This window comes from Phocaeicola sp. GP0067, from assembly GCF_031119655.1.
Classification (GTDB): domain Bacteria; phylum Bacteroidota; class Bacteroidia; order Bacteroidales; family Bacteroidaceae; genus Phocaeicola; species Phocaeicola vulgatus.
The window spans coordinates 91563-108453 of sequence record NZ_JAVHZY010000005.1 but is presented as its reverse complement, the minus strand read 5'-3'; the positions used below and the strand labels follow the sequence as shown (position 1 = coordinate 108453).

10 protein-coding genes are annotated in these 16891 nt (G+C 46.8%); 6 read left to right on the top strand and 4 right to left on the bottom strand.

Annotated elements, in window-relative coordinates:
* Positions 1–16: 16 nt before the first annotated feature.
* From RE317_RS05885 to RE317_RS05860, 6 genes are all read left to right on the top strand, one after another.
* Entirely contained in the window at positions 17–1786 is a 1770-nt protein-coding gene (locus RE317_RS05885; RefSeq protein ID WP_016271664.1) for a SusD/RagB family nutrient-binding outer membrane lipoprotein, read from the top strand.
* 43 nt (positions 1787–1829) lie between these two features.
* Positions 1830–2675 carry an endonuclease/exonuclease/phosphatase family protein gene (locus RE317_RS05880; RefSeq protein WP_032946117.1) on the top strand — a complete coding sequence of 282 codons (846 nt, stop codon included), beginning with the start codon at positions 1830–1832 and terminating at the stop codon, positions 2673–2675.
* 187 nt (positions 2676–2862) lie between these two features.
* Positions 2863–4878 (top strand): glycoside hydrolase family 97 protein, encoded by a 2016-nt coding sequence (locus tag RE317_RS05875; protein ID WP_005840984.1) that lies wholly within the window; start codon positions 2863–2865, stop codon positions 4876–4878.
* A gap of 123 nt (positions 4879–5001) precedes the next feature.
* Entirely contained in the window at positions 5002–6300 is a 1299-nt protein-coding gene (locus tag RE317_RS05870) for an MFS transporter (RefSeq protein WP_005840985.1), read from the top strand.
* A gap of 32 nt (positions 6301–6332) precedes the next feature.
* Positions 6333–7334 (top strand): glycoside hydrolase family 130 protein, encoded by a 1002-nt coding sequence (locus RE317_RS05865; protein ID WP_005840987.1) that lies wholly within the window; start codon positions 6333–6335, stop codon positions 7332–7334.
* Between the two features lie 458 nt (positions 7335–7792).
* Positions 7793–9034, top strand: coding sequence for a Gfo/Idh/MocA family protein (locus RE317_RS05860; protein ID WP_032938127.1), 1242 nt, complete (start codon positions 7793–7795; stop codon positions 9032–9034).
* 122 nt (positions 9035–9156) lie between these two features.
* On the opposite strand, the gene RE317_RS05855 is transcribed toward RE317_RS05860, so the two are convergent.
* The 4 genes from RE317_RS05855 to RE317_RS05840 all read right to left on the bottom strand — a co-directional run bounded on the left by RE317_RS05855 (position 9157) and on the right by RE317_RS05840 (position 16804).
* On the bottom strand, positions 9157–10167 hold the full coding sequence (locus RE317_RS05855; protein WP_057098466.1) for a FecR family protein: 1011 nt from the start codon (positions 10165–10167) through the stop codon (positions 9157–9159).
* The gene (locus tag RE317_RS05850; protein WP_005840998.1) at positions 10164–10691 is read right to left on the bottom strand and encodes an RNA polymerase sigma-70 factor; all 528 of its coding nucleotides are present in this window, start codon (positions 10689–10691) and stop codon (positions 10164–10166) included. The genes RE317_RS05855 and RE317_RS05850 overlap by 4 nt, the downstream gene beginning before the upstream one ends.
* 54 nt (positions 10692–10745) lie before the next feature.
* Positions 10746–13313 (bottom strand): outer membrane beta-barrel family protein, encoded by a 2568-nt coding sequence (locus tag RE317_RS05845; protein ID WP_008667582.1) that lies wholly within the window; start codon positions 13311–13313, stop codon positions 10746–10748.
* Between the two features lie 395 nt (positions 13314–13708).
* Positions 13709–16804 (bottom strand): glycoside hydrolase family 2 TIM barrel-domain containing protein, encoded by a 3096-nt coding sequence (locus RE317_RS05840; protein ID WP_008667581.1) that lies wholly within the window; start codon positions 16802–16804, stop codon positions 13709–13711.
* Between the last annotated feature and the right edge of the window lie 87 nt (positions 16805–16891).

The window sequence follows — 16891 nt, the reverse complement described above, 5'->3', positions numbered from 1 at the left end:
AAAGGAAAAACTGATTATGAAAATCAAATTATATAAATCCGTAGCCTTATGTTCGTTGCTGGCTTTGGCCGGATGCCATGATTTTGAGGAATTGAATACAAATCCTTACGCACCGATTTACGACCCGACTGTGGAGAATGTATCGGCCGACGGTATAGATATTGATTATACTTTGACGGAACATGCCATGGCAAGTTTGAAAGGGATGGAAGGTGCTATCGGAAGTATTTTTGCCAATTTCACCTACGAAGGTCCTTACAATGATTATCAGACAACAACCAATCTGACTCATGATATCTATGCCGGTTATTGGGGAAACAATGTCAGCGGCTTTGTGAATCAGGCGCCTACCTATTCTTATACGGATGGATGGTCGGCCAGCCGCTGGAAGCATTTCTATGATGACCGCAGCACTTCGGAATACAGCCAGTTGGTCAAGACATTCTATTTCTGCAATAAGGATTATTACCATACGGCATTCTATATCACCCGTATTTATTATGCTTTCTTGTTGTCCATGCAGACGGACACTTACGGAGATATTCCTGTAGCCTACTATGTGAAGGGAGCCATGCCACCGGAAGAAAATGTGACCTATACACCTCAAAAGGAAGTTTATAATATCCTTTTCCAGCTGTTGGATCAGGCAATAACAGAGTTGCATCAGGAAAATCTTCCTGCTGTCAGTCAGTATGATTTAGGTGACAATGACAAATGTTATGGGGGTGATGTGGACAAATGGCGTCGTTTTGCCAATACACTGCGTTTGCGCCTTGCTTTGCGTGTATCCAATGTAGACCCGGCTTTGGCCCAGACTCAGGCAAAGGCGGCTTTGACAGACCCTGCCGGTTTGATGCAAAGTCAGGATGACAATATGAAGCAGACTCCGAAACGTCAGTATATCGCCGGCGGTAATGAAAATATCTACGCGTTGTTGTTCAGTTGGACCGGCAATGCTGTATTGTCGAAAGAAATGGAACGGGCTTATAAGAATCAGGCTTTGAAAGAAGGTGCGGCAGCCGATGCCGTTACTTTCAATGAGAATTCTGAGAACTGTTATCTCGACCCTCGTTGTGAAGTTTTATGGTTCCGTCCTACTCCGTTTGATTCGTTGACTACCAGTCCGCTTCCTACAGAGAATCTGAAGAGAGATTTCAACGGAGTGATGAATGGAGAAACCAATGTAGGCGGTTCTTATCTGAACAGATATTCTGCCAACCGCTGTATTCTGTCATCTGATGCCATGAACAAGGATTATTGGTGGAATCTGGCTCGTGAAATTGTCTGGATGGGTTATGCTGAAAGCTTGTTCCTGAAAGCGGAAGCGGCATTGCGCTGGCCGTCATTGGTGGATGAAACAGCCGAAGCCCTTTATTTGAAAGGTATCAAGGCATCTATGGATTATTATGAAATTGATGCGGACAAGGCCAATGAATACATCAGTCATCTGGATGGCGTAAAAGCATTTGCCGGTGGTAGCAAGGAAGAACAGTTGGAACAGATTATTACTCAGAAGTGGATTGCCGTTTTCCCGAATGGAAATGAAGGATGGGCGGAAGTGCGCCGTACCGACTATCCGCGTTATCTGCTGGCTCCGGTCAATGGAAACAATTCCAATGGAGAAGTGGCGTCCGGCAAGCTTATCAAACGCATCAACTATCCTAACAGCGAGTCCCGTAACCCCAATAAACCGGGCAATGTGAACCAGGGTAGCCGTGTATGGTGGGATGTGACCGATACGATGAATGATAGAGGTCAGTGGCATACTCCGAATAATTTCCGCTAGAAATTGCTATCTTTGTATCCTAGGGAACATAAAAAGAAACAAAATGAAGCAAATTCTATTTTTATTGGCAGCCGTCCTGTTATTGGGCGGCTGTGCGGAAGAGAAGAAGACCGACGTTCGTTGGGCTACTTTCAATATCCGTTACGACAATCCGCAGGACAGTTTGAACAATTGGCAATATCGGAAAGACCGTGTGTGCCAGTTTATTAAGGACCATGAGCTGGATATTGTCGGTATGCAGGAAGTCTTGCATAACCAGTTTCAGGATCTTCGCGCAGGCTTGCCCGAATACGATGGTATCGGTGTGGGACGTGATGACGGGAAGACAGCAGGTGAATATGCGCCGCTTTTCTATCGTAAGGACAAATATGAGGTGTTGGACTCCAATACTTTCTGGTTGGCCGAAAATCCCGATAGCGTAGGAATGATGGGATGGGATGCGGTTTGTGTCCGTATCGCCACTTGGGCAAAATTTAAGGACAAGGCTACCGGAAAGATATTCATGGCTGTCAATACTCATTTTGACCATGTGGGTGAAGAGGCCCGCCGTCAAAGCGCATTGCTCATTATCCGTAAGATAAAAGAGATCGTAGGCGAACGTCCCGCAGTGGTTACGGGCGACTTTAATGTGACCGATGCGAGCGATGCATACGAAACAATCACCACCAACGAGTTTGTGATGAAGGATGCTTATAAGACGGCTGCCCGTGTGACCGGCGTTGATTATACTTTTCATGATTTTGCCCGTATCCTGGCCGAGGATTGTGAAAAGATTGATTTCATCTTTGTCACTCCGCAAGTTCTGGTGAAGAGTTGTGAAATACCGGCTGAAGTACCGGAAGCTTTACTTTCCGACCATAATCCTCAGTTGGCTGACTTGGAATTCTGATTTTTTAAATAGGTGAACTTACGCCGGTAGAGTCTTTAAAAGGGCTTTATCGGCGTTTGTTATTTTATTCTGTTGATACTTCTCATTATATGTAATCTTCTCCCATTTAAAATAATTTTCCTCCTTCGATAAGTGTGATACCTTACTTAATTGTTCTATATTTGTATCATTAATCCAATTTAATAGTATGAAGACATACAGTTACTATGTATTATTTTTGTTAGTTGTGTTTTGCGGATGTTCCCGTCCCACGGAATTAACATCGCCGGATGGCAATATAAAATTAGTATTCAACCTGAATGAGGCAGGAGCGATGACCTATGGAGTTTCTGTAGGAGGAAAACCGTTCATCACTCCTTCTGTTATGGGCTTTGAAGGCCGTGACGGGCTCAATCTCTCCAAAGATTTTCAGATAGAAAATACTGAGTTTACCACAAAGGATGAAACCTGGACCCAGCCTTGGGGGGAGAATAAATCTATCCGGAACCATTATAACGAGATGGCTGTGCGCCTGAAAGATCCGGCGAATACACGGCTGACCCTCCGTTTCCGCGTGTTCGACGACGGTCTGGGCTTTCGTTATGAATATCAAGTACCCCAAGTGGACAGTGTGTTCGTGATGGACGAGCTCACTTCATTCAATCTGGCGCAGGATGGCAAGTCATGGTCTATTCCCGCCAGTTTTGAAACCTACGAGTTGCTGTATCGTACCCTGCCCGTCAGCAAGGTGGATAATGCCAATACCCCGATGACTTTCAAAACAGATAACGGGGTATATGCCAGTATTCACGAAGCGGCTTTGACCGATTTCCCCGAAATGACTTTGAAGCATACCGAAGGTTGTCACTTCAAATCGGAACTGGCCTCCTGGCCCGATGGGGTAAAAGCCCGTTTTGCCGGAGGAACTTTCGTTACTCCGTGGCGCAGTATCCAGATAGCTCCCAAAGCGGTAGGTCTGATAAACTCCGGCCTGATACTGAATCTGAATGAACCTTGTGCGCTGGAGGGTGATTTGAGCTGGATACGTCCTATGAAATACGTAGGTATCTGGTGGGGAATGCATCTGGGGGTTGAAACGTGGACGATGGATGAACGCCACGGCGCTACCACCGCTAATGCCAAACGATATATAGATTTTGCTGCTGCCAATAACATAGAAGCGGTGATGTTCGAGGGCTGGAATGAAGGCTGGGAAAGTTGGGGCGGTATGCAGACTTTTGACTATACCAAGCCTTATGTCGATTTCGATATGGCAGAGGTGGCACGTTATGCCAAGGAGAAAGGGATTGAAATAATCGGTCACCACGAAACGGGTGGCAATATCTTTAATTACGAACGCCAGCTGGACAATGCTTACAAATGGTATGCAGACCTGGGAGTGCACAGCGTGAAGACCGGTTATGCCGGAGGACTGCCGGGCGGTCACAGCCATCATGGACAGTTCAATGTACGCCATTACCGCAAGGTGGTGCAGACTGCCGCCGGTTATCATACAACCGTTAATGCCCACGAACCTATCAAAGATACAGGAATTCGTCGTACTTACCCCAATATGATGACGCGCGAAGGCGCCCGCGGCATGGAGTGGAACGGATGGAGTGAAGGTAATCCCCCCGAACATCACGAGTTATTGCCGTTTACCCGCTTGCTGGGCGGTCCGATGGATTATACACCGGGTACTTTTGATATTCTTTATGAAAAGACACGCAATTCCCCACGCCGCAAGAAGTGGAATGACTTGGATAAAGGAAACAGCCGTGTGAATACCACCTTGGCAAAGCAGATAGCCAATTGGGTTGTCATTTATTCTCCGTTGCAGATGGCCTCGGATATGATTGAGAACTATGAAGGGCATCCTGCCTTCCAGTTCTTCCGGGATTTTGATGCGGACTGTGACTGGTCCGAAGCCTTGCAGGGCGAACCGGGAGAGTTTGTAGCTGTGGTGCGGAAAGCGAAAGATAAATATTTCCTGGGAGCCACCACGAATGAAGAGTCGCGTACACTCACCATTCCATTGGATTTCCTGGAGAAAGATAAAAAATACCATGCCGTGATTTATGCTGATGGAGAAGATGCCGACTGGAAAACGAATCCTACTTCGTATCAGATTAAGGACAAAGAGGTGACAGCAGCCGACACCTTGTCTGTAGGCATGGCAAAAGGCGGCGGGCAGGCGGTGAGCTTCATTCCTATAACTGACTGATTCACTAAATGCTTCGTCCTATTGCGTTTATAGATTCCGAAAGGTAACTTCATCTCCTTCTGAAAGGGGATGAAGTTATCTTCGGTTATAGCCGAATTCAACAACCTTAATACTTAGATATAAATGAAAACAACCGAAACCCCAACTCCGGCCAGACGCCGTAGTCCTATTTTTTGGGTTCCCACCGCTTATTTTGGTATGGGGCTCCCTTTTGTTGTCCTCAATATGGTAGCTGTACTGATGTACAAAGGTCTGGGAGTCAGTGATGCGAAAATAGCCTTCTGGACCTCCCTTATCATGCTTCCCTGGACACTGAAACCCCTTTGGAGTCCGTTGCTGGAGATGTACCGTACCAAGAAATTCTTTGTCGTCCTCACCCAGATGGTATCGGGAGTCACTTTCGGGTTGATTGCCTTGTCGCTTCATCTTCCGTCCTTTTTTGCAATCACTATCGCCTTGTTCGCCATTGTCGCCTTTAGCGGGGCAACGCACGATGTGGCCTGTGACGGGGTATATATGGACGAGTTGAATGCACAGGAACAGGCTAAGTATATAGGTTGGCAAGGTGCTTTTTATAACGTAGCCAAGATTATCGGTACAGGTTTGCTGGTCTATCTGGCCGGTTTCTTGAAAGATGAATACGAAGGTCCTGCCGAAGATGCGGTACTCTATTCCTGGACGGTCATTATGATTGTCCTCGGAGGAGTGATGTTCGCTTTGGGACTTTATCATACCCGTATGCTGCCTTCGGGCAAGCATGCCCATTCGGTCACCTCTTTTTCGCAGAGTATGGCCGAGTTATGGAATGTCATCCGGAACTTCTTTACTAAAAAGCATATCGTTTATTACATCTGCTTTATTATTTTATATCGTTTTGCCGAAGGGTTTGTGATGAAAATTGTACCTTTGTTCCTGAAAGCCGGTCGTGATGTGGGCGGTTTGGGATTGACAGAACAGGAGATTGGCATTTATTACGGAACCTTCGGAGCGGCAGCTTTCGTACTCGGTTCATTGCTGGGCGGATATTATATTTCCGCACGTGGATTGAAAAAGACTTTGTTCTCCTTGTGTTGTGTATTCAATCTGCCTTTTATGGCTTACACGCTGCTTGCCATTTTCCAACCGCAGAGTGCGCCTCTTATCGGCGGAGCCATTGTGCTGGAGTATTTCGGATATGGCTTCGGCTTTGTGGGACTTACCTTGTTCATGATGCAACAGGTGGCTGCCGGCCCTCATCAGATGGCGCATTATGCTTTTGCATCGGGTATCATGAACCTGGGTGTCATGTTGCCCGGTATGATGTCCGGATATGTCAGCGACTGGCTGGGCTATAAACTGTTTTTCATCTTTGTGCTGGTGGCTGCCATTCCGGCATTCCTGATGACTTGGTTTGTACCCTTCACGCACGAAGACAAGAAATAGAGAAAAACTATTAACCTAACAAAAAAGAGAATATGAGTGAATTGAAGATTGCGGGCAATCCGTTGCCCGGTATGCCGTGGGAGGAACGTCCCGAAGGTTGTAAAAATGTAATGTGGAGATGTAGCGCGAATCCCATCATTCCCCGTGATTTGCTGCCTACATCCAATAGTATATTCAATAGTGCGGTAGTACCTTTCGGCGAAGGGTATGCCGGAGTGTTCCGTTGTGATGATACAAACCGCCGGATGGCGCTCCATGTGGGATTCAGCAAGGACGCCGTTCATTGGGACATCAATCCGGAGAAGTTGCAGTTCCAGTGTGATATTCCTGAGATTGGTGAATGGGTGTACGGTTATGACCCGCGTGTCTGCTTTATCGACGACCGTTACTATGTGACCTGGTGTAACGGATATAAGGGCCAGCCCACCATCGGCGTGGCATGGACTACGGATTTCAAGACATTCCATCAGGTGGAGAATGCTTTCCTGCCTTTCAACCGTAATGGCGTGCTGTTTCCCCGCAAGATCAATGGTAAGTTTGCCATGTTGAGCCGTCCCAGTGACAACGGGCATACTCCTTTCGGAGATATTTATTATAGCGAGTCGCCCGACTTGGAGTTTTGGGGACACCATCGTCACGTCATGTCACCCGCGCCTTTTGAAGTAAGTGCATGGCAGTGCCTGAAGATTGGCGCCGGCCCCATTCCCATCGAAACCAGTGAGGGCTGGTTGCTGTTCTATCACGGTGTGCTTCGTTCCTGCAACGGTTATGTCTATGCCTTTGGATCGGCATTGCTTGACTTGGACGAGCCGTGGAAGGTGAAATTCCGTTCGGGACCTTATCTTATCTCTCCGCGTGAACCTTACGAATGCATGGGTGATGTGCCCAATGTATGCTTCCCTTGTGCGGCTTTGCATGATCCGGCAACGGGACGGGTGGCCGTTTATTATGGTTGTGCCGACACGGTGACCGGTCTGGCATTCGGTTATATTCCCGAAATTATAGAATTTACCAAACGTACTTCTATTATTTAAGCACCGTTTGTGCTGTTCTCATTCGAAAACAGAGGATGTGTCCTGTGGCTGTCACTTCGACCCGGACACATCCTCTTTGTCTTTTTCCGGGAAAGGGAACTGTCTGGTTATAAAGCGGCTTTTAAGTGCTGTCTTCTCTTTGGCTAAGCGTTTTCTTCCGGATGATTAAGGGCTTTTATACTGAAACCTTCTACAGTCCATTGCAATGGACTGTAGAGTCTGCCGTAATGGACTGTACGGTCTGCTACAGTGGACTGTACGGTCTGCATCGGAAGACTATAGAAGATAATAGGAATAAAGACCTTAGTTGTATGGAGAAAAAGGCTTATGTTTGCTGTTGAAAGAGGTTAGGTTCCGATACGGAAAGACATCAGACCGGTATACCGGCAAATTATTCACAGGCAGTCCTCTGCCTCTCGATTTTTCTCTTTATCTTTGCCGGAAAAATAAAGCAGTCCATGAAACGACCCAACGTACTTAATTTAACCTGCCCTGCCATCCCCGTAGTTCGGATCGGTTTTGTCGGATTAGGAAACAGGGGCATTCTTGCACTTGAGAGATATATGCACCTGGAAGGCATTGAGGTGAAAGCGCTTTGTGATTTGCGGAAAGAGAATATAGAGCGTGCAGAGCATATCTTACGGGAGTTCGGCCGTCCCGAAGCCGAGAACTATTCGGAAGAAGGGATGTGGCGCAAGATGTGCGAATGCAAGGAGATAGACCTCATTTATATTTGTACGGACTGGCTGACTCATACTGATATTGCCGTTTATGCCTTGCAGCAGGGCCGTCACGTGGCGTTGGAGGTTCCTGCCGCCATGAGTGTGGCCGATTGCTGGCGTTTGGTGGATACAGCCGAAGAAACCCGCCGTCACTGCATGATGCTGGAGAACTGTTGTTACGATGCATTTGCCCTGACTACATTGAACATGGTGCAGCAGGGGGTGTTGGGCGAAATTACTCATGCCGAGGGATCATACATCCATGACTTGCGCAAGCATTATTTTGCAGACGAAAAAGCGGGTGGGTATCACAATCACTGGATAAAGCTTTACAGCCAGCAGCATACGGGGAATCCTTATCCTACTCACGGCTTGGGTCCTGTCTGCCAATGGATGAATATTCATCGGGGAGACCGTATGGAGTATCTGGTTTCCATGTCCTCGCGTCAGGCCGGTCTGTCTGCTTATGCCGGACAGGTGTTTGGTGCATCCTCCGAAGAAGCGGCGCAGAGTTATGAGATGGGGGATGTGAATACCACGCTGATTCATACCGCAAAAGGAAGAACTATCTTGTTGCAATATGATGTGACCACTCCTCGCCCGTACAGCCGCCATCAGACGGTGTGCGGCACGAAGGGATTCATGCAGAAATATCCTGTTCCCTGTCTTCTGCTCGATGAATATGGCAAGGAACCTTTGTCCGGTGAGCAGTTTGAGCGGATGATGGAGCAGTATAAACATCCTTTTACGGCAGTTATCGGCGAGGAGGCGCGGCGGAAGAATATGCCGAATGAGATGAATTATATCATGGACTACCGGCTTATTCATTGTTTGAGGAACGGTTTGCCGTTGGATCAGGATGTGTATGACGCTGCCGAATGGTCTTGCATTACGGAACTGAGCGAGCGTTCCGTGCGACAGGGCAGTGTACCGGTGGAGATTCCCGATTTCACACGAGGGAACTGGAAAGAGAGATAGTGCTGTCAGCTCTTTAGCACAGGGGGGATAAACTGAATGGTTCTCACCTGAAGATGAAAAGAACGCTGATATGTTAATCTCCAGGTGAAAATACAGGCTTGTTTATTGAACTCCCATTGATGTTATCGTTTCTTGTCTTGTGGTGTTTCCACTATTATTTTTCCTTCTTTCATGGTGAACTGTGCGATTTTCAAATCATTCAAGGCGTCCAGTACGGTATTCACCGGGAGTTGGCGGTTGATATGGAAATAGATGCGTTCGTCCAGTAACGGACGTGAACGGAATACGATGCTGATGTTATACCATGAACCTATATCTTGCATGACTTGCCTCAAGTCGGTATTGTCAAAAGAAAATTCATTCTCCGCCCATCCTTTTCTCTTCTCCGTATCAACTCTTTTCAATTGGAGTTTTCCTTGTTTATCCAAGGATATTTGTTCCCCCGGGTGCATTTCCTTACTTTGATTGCGCTTGGTATGACTTACATTCACTCGTCCTTGATAGAGGATGACATCCGGCGAGTAACGGGGATAGGCTTTCACATCGAACACCGTTCCCAGTACTCGTGTTTGTAGTTGCTCGGTGCATACTATAAAGGGGCGGGAAGCGTCTTTGGCTACTTCAAAACGGGCCTCTCCGCTTAGTTTGACACTGCGAATGGTATCTGTAAACTCCTTTAGATACTCCAGACGGCTGTTTGCGCTGAGCAATACCTTGCTTCCGTCGCTTAATTGAACGGAGGTAATGGTAGCGGGCGGGGTGCTTACAATTATCCTTTTCCCTTCTTCCCGAAAAGTAATTTCCTCAGGAACTTCCAGTGAAGTGAAGACTTCCACTTCCTGCGGCTCAGGTTGTAGTAAAGGCTGGAATACAAGTACCAAGGCGATGACAGCGGCGGCTATACCTGGTATCGTTATTCGTCGGATAGATTGGTGTCTGATACGGTGACGACGGATGAATGTCTGCCAGGCTTTCCGGGTTTCGTCTGCGGTGGGAATATCCCCCAATGCTTCACCAAAGAGTTGTTCCAATTGATGGTCATTCCAAGTTCCGTTTTGGGGGGAGTCTTGGTTATGGGGATTCTTTCCGTTGTCCGGATGGATGTGGTCATTTGTTGAAAACTCCTTTTTCATTGTTTATCCTCCTTTTTCAGTATCGCTTCGCGCAGAGTCCGCAATGCTTTTGATATATGTTTTTTCACGGTGTCGGGGCTGATTCCCAATTCGTCGGCTACCTGTTGATATGTTTTTTTCTCCCAATAGCAGCTTCGCAAGATGGTGCAAGTCGGTTCGGGCAAACTGCGGGCTATGTTTTCCGCTTGCTGCAACAGTGCCTCGTGTGCGCGGTAACCCTGATTCATTTCCGCACGGGTGGCTTCGATGAGGCGGTCTATGTGTTGCTGTTCCACATTCAAATGCTTCAAGCGGTTGAGGCATCCGTTACGCACGGTGGCATAGAGCCAGGCGCTACGGGTGTTTTCCTTTAGTTGGTCGAACTCCTTCCAGGCTTGTTCCATGGTTTCGCTTACTATGTCCTTGGCTTCTTCCGTATTGCTCATCAGGGTGGTAGCAAAGCGGACGAGGCGTGGGTACATTTCTGCGAACAGTCGTTCGAAGTGCTCTTCTTTATGGTTTCTTCTCCTGAATAAAATCTGCATGTTTCCTTGTCTTCCGTGAACAAAGGTACGGAAATTTCCTTTTCTCCGCTGGGGTTACAGACGATTCTTTTCGCTTTGTCCGGCTCCGGTTCCTTTATATTTGCTCTTGGTGGCATTGAATTTATAGGATACTTGGAGGCCGAAGCGTTGGAAATCCCGGTAAATCCGATTTTCCATATAGGCATCTATGCCGTATAAATCAAAATGGAAATACCCTGTTCTAAGAATATCATTGGCGGTGAATGTTATGGTGAGTGTCTCTTTTAAAAAGGATTTGGAAAGGCGTGCATTGATTTGTCCTTCCGTGCGCGTTACAAAAAATCCTTGCCGGGAAGCGGTGGAGAGATATCCTTCCATATTGAAGAACCAGCCTTTGGGAAGGTTGAAGTTGTTGTCCAGACTGATATAGAAACGGGGTTGGTTCCGGTGTTCGGTGATTCCTATTTTATTCGCATTCATGTCCAAAAAAGCCATATTCACATTGAGTTGTGGTTCCCAACACCCCAGTTTGGGAGAGGCGTTGAAACTAATGCCGTAATTATGGGTTGTAGGAATGGTCTGTGTGGCAAATAAGAGGACGCCCGGATGTGTATCTTCCTTGTAGGGCATAATTATATTGGTATACATATTGAGAATACGGCTGAAATAGGCTGAGAAATAGAGCCAATTCCAAGAGGCGCCGGCCGAAAAGCGATGCGTCTTTTGGGTTTTCAGCAAAGGGTTTCCTTGAGAATACTCATATTTGCTGCGATAGCGGATGGAATTGGTCAATAGGCTATAATCGGGGTTATTTTTACGTAACCGGTAAGAGAGGCTGAAACTTTTGCCATTGTGTGACCAACTGGCGGCCAATACAGGAATAATATCATTATAGGTAGGGCTTTGTGCATCTATCCTTATCCCTTTTTCATAATAATCTGTTTGTTGATGTTCATAACGTATTCCCATATTCAGTTTCCAATGGCGGATGGATCTTGAATAGTCAGCAAATGCGGCATATACGGATTGTTTGATGTGGTCGTCGGCATCAGCAGAGAAACCGTTTTGGGTAAAGATATCATGGCGGTTGGTAAAAGTTTCTTCCGTACCGAATGAAAAACGTCCGTTCCATAAAGGGGCACTGACTACCAGCTTGGCGGCATAGAGGGAGCTGCGCATGCGACTGTCTGCTTGCACGGTTGCATCGTCATTATTCATGGCGTTCTGGTCGGAATGCGAGCGTTTGAACAGGTAATCGGCGTTGAAGTCAATATTCCATTTGCCCAGTTCTCCTGCGTAGTAGGCGTTTGCCGCGTGATCCCAACCTGTATGTATTTGTTCTGCTGTAGTAAAGTTTATCCGGTCGGTTTCTTCATCGTTACGTCTGGTGACGGTTTTACCGGATGAATTTCTGTCTGCATTCCCTATTCCGGTTTCGGGCATATAGCGCAGACCGAAAGAATGGTGTTCATCCGGTTCATAATTGAATCCCAGCTCACCGGAAAAACGTTGGCTCTTATGGGTCTGCACATCATTTTTGTTGGTTTGCCAAATGGCGGAACCCTTGATGCGGTTCATATTTGTGGTTTTTCCATACGAGTTTTGCTGTGCCATATATCCCTTTACAAAGAGATCCAGACCGCCGGTGCGATAATTTAATGCCATATATTCGTTGGCGTTGGCGGAATGTCCTTGTGAATAAGTCGTATTGAAGTGGCCGCTCAACCCTTGTCCGCGCCGGCGGATGGTGCGGAGGCGGATGACGGCTGCTACGTCCGAGGCATATTCGGCTCCGGGAGTGGTGATGACTTCTGCGGATAAGATTTCGTTGGCCCGGATACGGTCCAGTTCTGTCATGTCACGTACTTTCTTATTATTTATATAGATTACAGGAGAACCGCATCCCATTACATTGTATTCGCCGTTATGGCCGGTGACGAAAGGAAGATGGGGCAACATTTCTGCGGCAGACCCCATTCGGGCCAGGGAAGTTCCTGCCACGTTGGCTTTTAGTCCGTTGGGACCCACTTCTATCATGGGGCGTCGGGCGCTGATGGTTACTTCCTGCATCAGTTGGGTGTCGGGAAACAGGTGAAACGTAAGAGTAGGGTGGCAAGGTTGCACTTCCGTCTTATAGCCTATATAAGAAACCCGTATCAAGTAAGGTATCCCTTCTTCCGCTATCATCAGGAAACTTCCGTCTTCACGGGTGACACATCCGTTTACAAAGGTGGAGTCGCCGGGAGTCAATAAGAGTACATTGGAGTAGGGCAGCGGTTCATTCTTTTCATTGGTTACTTGTCCTCGTATTTCGGTAATGCGTATGTCTCTTCCCTTTTTCTGTATGGCGAAGTATTCTTCCCGTTCTTTACAAATGAAAGGAATGCCGTTCAGGACAGTGCCGATGGCTTCAAGTTCGGTTTTTTGCCGGATGGAGGCTGTAACCCGGTAGCTTTCTGTTTCGTTATAGGAGAAGATAATATTCTTTCCGCCTTCCTTTTCGATTAGTTTAAGGGCGGCGGGAAGTGGTTTGTCCTTTAATTCTATAGAGAATTGCCGGGGTGTTTGTGAATGAAGCGGAAGGATGATGCTGAATAATACGGTCATGATCCACGCTGTTTTCAAATAGCCGTCTGGTCTCATTTTACTAGTGTTTAATTGTTCTTTATGAGTAATACAACCGAGGTTTGTAATCGGGTACGGTAAAATAAGGAAAAAGATTCGATGAGTTGTCGGAATGGATTCCCGTGGTTGGTTCATGCGAAGGGAACGGATATAACTTTATGAAGAATTTATGAAGGATTGGAATAAGAATGGTTCATTGTAATGACTTGAGGTTCAAAGTCTTGCCCGCGTATGAAGAATTTGAAGGAAAAAAGGTGGAAAATGTGTTTTGAAGAGATGGTTGGGGCAGATACTTGTGTGATACTTGTTTTATGAAAATTGTAGATGGCAGTAGCTATGAAGAACAGAGGGAATAAAAACAAGGTGGCTGAAAACAAATCCAGCCACCTTGTTTTTATTGTTTAACCTGTGTTTTATTCTATCTCGACGCTATGTTTTACCGGAGTCAGGATGAAAGTAAATTCATAATCACCGTAGGGCAACATATATTGAGGCAACGGCAGAGCTCCCCAGCTGTTTACACAACCTAATCCCATCTGAGCCTTGTCGATGATCAGGTTGGTCAGGTCTGCTTTCTGTACTTCGGGCGAGTGACGCTGGTCTTTTTGTTCGCCATCATCCAGTGAACAGATGGTATAATGCAAAGCGGATGCAGAGAATGGAGCATCACCTACTACCTTCAGTCCGTTACCGCCGGCATTCAGTTGCTTCCACCAACGGATATCGGTCTTGGTTCCTGTTTCCTGCGGACGGATATAGGAGTAGAATTGTTCATCCACACTCTGGCGATAAATACCCAAGTCGGTGCTGTGGTTGCGGTCACTGTAGTTTTCTACCGGACCACGACCATAATATTCTACGGTTTCAAAACATTTAGGCATCTGCATTTGCATACCGAAGCGGAACATCGGAGATACTTTGGCATTCTTGTCGGCTGTCATCTTTTGGGTCACTTTGATGGCTCCTTCGTTGTTGATGACATAAGTCAGATATAATTTGGCGGAAACATTCTTCATGTCATATTCCGCATTCACTACTATCTGGTCATTTTCTGTCTTGGAATTCAAGGAAACCAGTTTCAATCCCGGGTTTTTCCATGCGGCATATCTGTTTTGCAGGCCGGCTCCCATATCATTGTCTGTCGGGGCACGCCAGAAGTTAGGGGTCAGGGCTGCGCCTTCTTTCAGCATTTCCGTTCCGTCCACTGCATATTTGCTTAAGTAACCGTTCTGTTTGTTGAACTCGGCTACGAAGTTATTGCCTTTTACGATCAGATAATGATATTGGTTGTCGATGATTTGCGGAACAACGGTGGCTACATTGGTCGTTTCCACGTTCTTCAAATCCATAGACGGTGCTTTGTAATCATTCAGTGTCAACTGATTCTTGGCGACGGTGAAACCTGCGGGCAGCAAACCTTCGCGGTTTTTCAGTTTGTAGGAAACGTTCAGCAACCATTCCTTGCAGGTGCAGGTCTTGCCGATATTCAACGTAATCTTGGCTGTTTCCTGAGGAGCGACTTTTAAATCATCCACGCGTCCGGTGCGGATTACTTTTCCATCTTTCAGTACTTGCCATTCCATATAGTAGGCGGACAGATCACGGAAGAAGTTCTCATTGAACACATTTACTTCCCCTTTGCTTAAATCGGCGGGAGTAGTCCAGATATTCTGGTAAAAGTGACCTACTTCATACATGTGCGGATTAGGAACACGGTCGGGGCTGATCAAACCATTGTCACAGAAGTTATTGTCAGAAGCGTCAAAACGGTTGAAATCTCCTCCGTAAGCATAGATCATCACGCCGTCTTTTCCTTTCCAGCGGCAGGACTGGTCAACGAAATCCCAGATAAATCCACCTTGCAGATTCGGATATTTACGGATCAAATCCCAATATTCTTTGAAACCACCCTGCGAGTTACCCATTGCATGGGCATATTCACACTGAATCAATGGTTTGGTAGCATCGGTACGTTGACCATATTTTTCCATGCCGTTATAATCATAGTACATCGGACAGAAGATATCGGTATGTTCTTTCTGGCGTGCTTGTTCATATTGGCAGGCACGGCTGGGGTCTTCTGCTTTAATCCATTTATAGCATTGTTCGAAGTTGGGGCCGTCACCGGCTTCATTACCCAATGACCAGAAGATGATGCTCGGATGGTTGAATCCGCGTTGTACATTGCGCTGGTTACGTTCCAGATGGGCTTTCTTATAAGAGGGGTTCTTGGCCAGCGTCTTGTCGCCGTAGCCCATACCGTGAGATTCTATATTGGCTTCGGCCACGACGTAAATACCATATTGGTCACATAAATCGTACCATAAGTTGTCATCCGGGTAGTGGCAGGTACGTACAGCGTTCAGGTTGAATTGCTTCATTATCTGGATATCCTGTAGCATACGTTCGGGAGATACTACATAGCCTCCATCCGGATCCATTTCGTGGCGGTCGGCTCCCTTGAACAGGACTGCCTTACCGTTAACCAAGATCTGGTCACCTTTCAATTCAATCTTGCGGAAACCTACTTTGACAGGAATCACTTCATTGCTGCCCTGCATGCTGGCACGCAAGGTATATAAATAAGGTGTTTCGGCACTCCACTTTTTGGGGTTCTCTACGTTCATGGTCACCAGACCGGATTTGTTGGCGGTAGCGGTTGCCACTTGCTTGCCTTGTGCATCTACCAGTTCCAAATCGACTTTACCACTGCCTTTCAAATCCAGATTGACAGCCAAGCTGCCGTTTTGGTAAGCTGCGTCCAAGTCGGGAGTTACACGGATATCTTGAATGCGTTTTTTGTTGCGGGCATATAGATAGCAGTCACGTCCCACGCCGCTATACCGGAAGAAATCCTGATCTTCCAGATAGGTACCGTCGCACCAGCGGAATACTTGGAAGGCGATCAGGTTTTTCTGACCCGGTTTTAAATATGGAGTCAGGTCAAATTCGGCTTCCAGTTTGCTGTCCTCGCTGTAGCCTACATAACGTCCGTTCACCCACAAATACATATTGGAGGTAACCGAACCGAAATGGGCGATAATATCTTTTCCCTTCCATGAGGCGGGAACTACAATTTCACGGCGGTAAGAACCTACATGGTTATTCTCTGTCGGCACTTCGGGAGGGTTGTTCTGGAACTGGTTACGCCAGGCATAGCCTACGTTCACATAAATAGGATCACCGTATCCGTTCAGCTCCCATACGGCGGGAACTTGCAGGTCATCCCAGCCTTTGTCGTTGAAGCCGGTTTTCCAGAAATCAGTCGGACGGGAGTCTGCATCCTTTACCCAGTTGAACTTCCAGGTTCCGTTCAAAGTCATGTAGTTAGTTGATTGTTTTTTGTCTGCTTTCTTAGCTGCATCTGCATTCTCAAAAGCAAAGTAGTTCGTGTGCATCGGCGCACGGTTTACCGCATTTATTTCCGGGTTGCGCCATTCTTGGAAGGTCTGTGCGCCTGCTGTAAGGGCGAGGACTGTGAACAGACCTGTCATAAGTTGTTTCTTCATGCTATTATTTTATTGGTTTTGTGCAAATATAGTGAAAATAATAGTTACCGATGGGACATAAATCGGGCAATATTTGTTATAATTGTG

Coding starts and splice junctions, on each gene's coding strand:
- RE317_RS05885 (WP_016271664.1), top strand. CDS start 17: ATGAAAATCAAATTATATAAATCCGTAGCCTTATGTTCGTTGCTGGCT.
- RE317_RS05880 (WP_032946117.1), top strand. CDS start 1,830: ATGAAGCAAATTCTATTTTTATTGGCAGCCGTCCTGTTATTGGGCGGC.
- RE317_RS05875 (WP_005840984.1), top strand. CDS start 2,863: ATGAAGACATACAGTTACTATGTATTATTTTTGTTAGTTGTGTTTTGC.
- RE317_RS05870 (WP_005840985.1), top strand. CDS start 5,002: ATGAAAACAACCGAAACCCCAACTCCGGCCAGACGCCGTAGTCCTATT.
- RE317_RS05865 (WP_005840987.1), top strand. CDS start 6,333: ATGAGTGAATTGAAGATTGCGGGCAATCCGTTGCCCGGTATGCCGTGG.
- RE317_RS05860 (WP_032938127.1), top strand. CDS start 7,793: ATGAAACGACCCAACGTACTTAATTTAACCTGCCCTGCCATCCCCGTA.
- RE317_RS05855 (WP_057098466.1), bottom strand. CDS start 10,167: ATGAAAAAGGAGTTTTCAACAAATGACCACATCCATCCGGACAACGGA.
- RE317_RS05850 (WP_005840998.1), bottom strand. CDS start 10,691: ATGCAGATTTTATTCAGGAGAAGAAACCATAAAGAAGAGCACTTCGAA.
- RE317_RS05845 (WP_008667582.1), bottom strand. CDS start 13,313: ATGAGACCAGACGGCTATTTGAAAACAGCGTGGATCATGACCGTATTA.
- RE317_RS05840 (WP_008667581.1), bottom strand. CDS start 16,804: ATGAAGAAACAACTTATGACAGGTCTGTTCACAGTCCTCGCCCTTACA.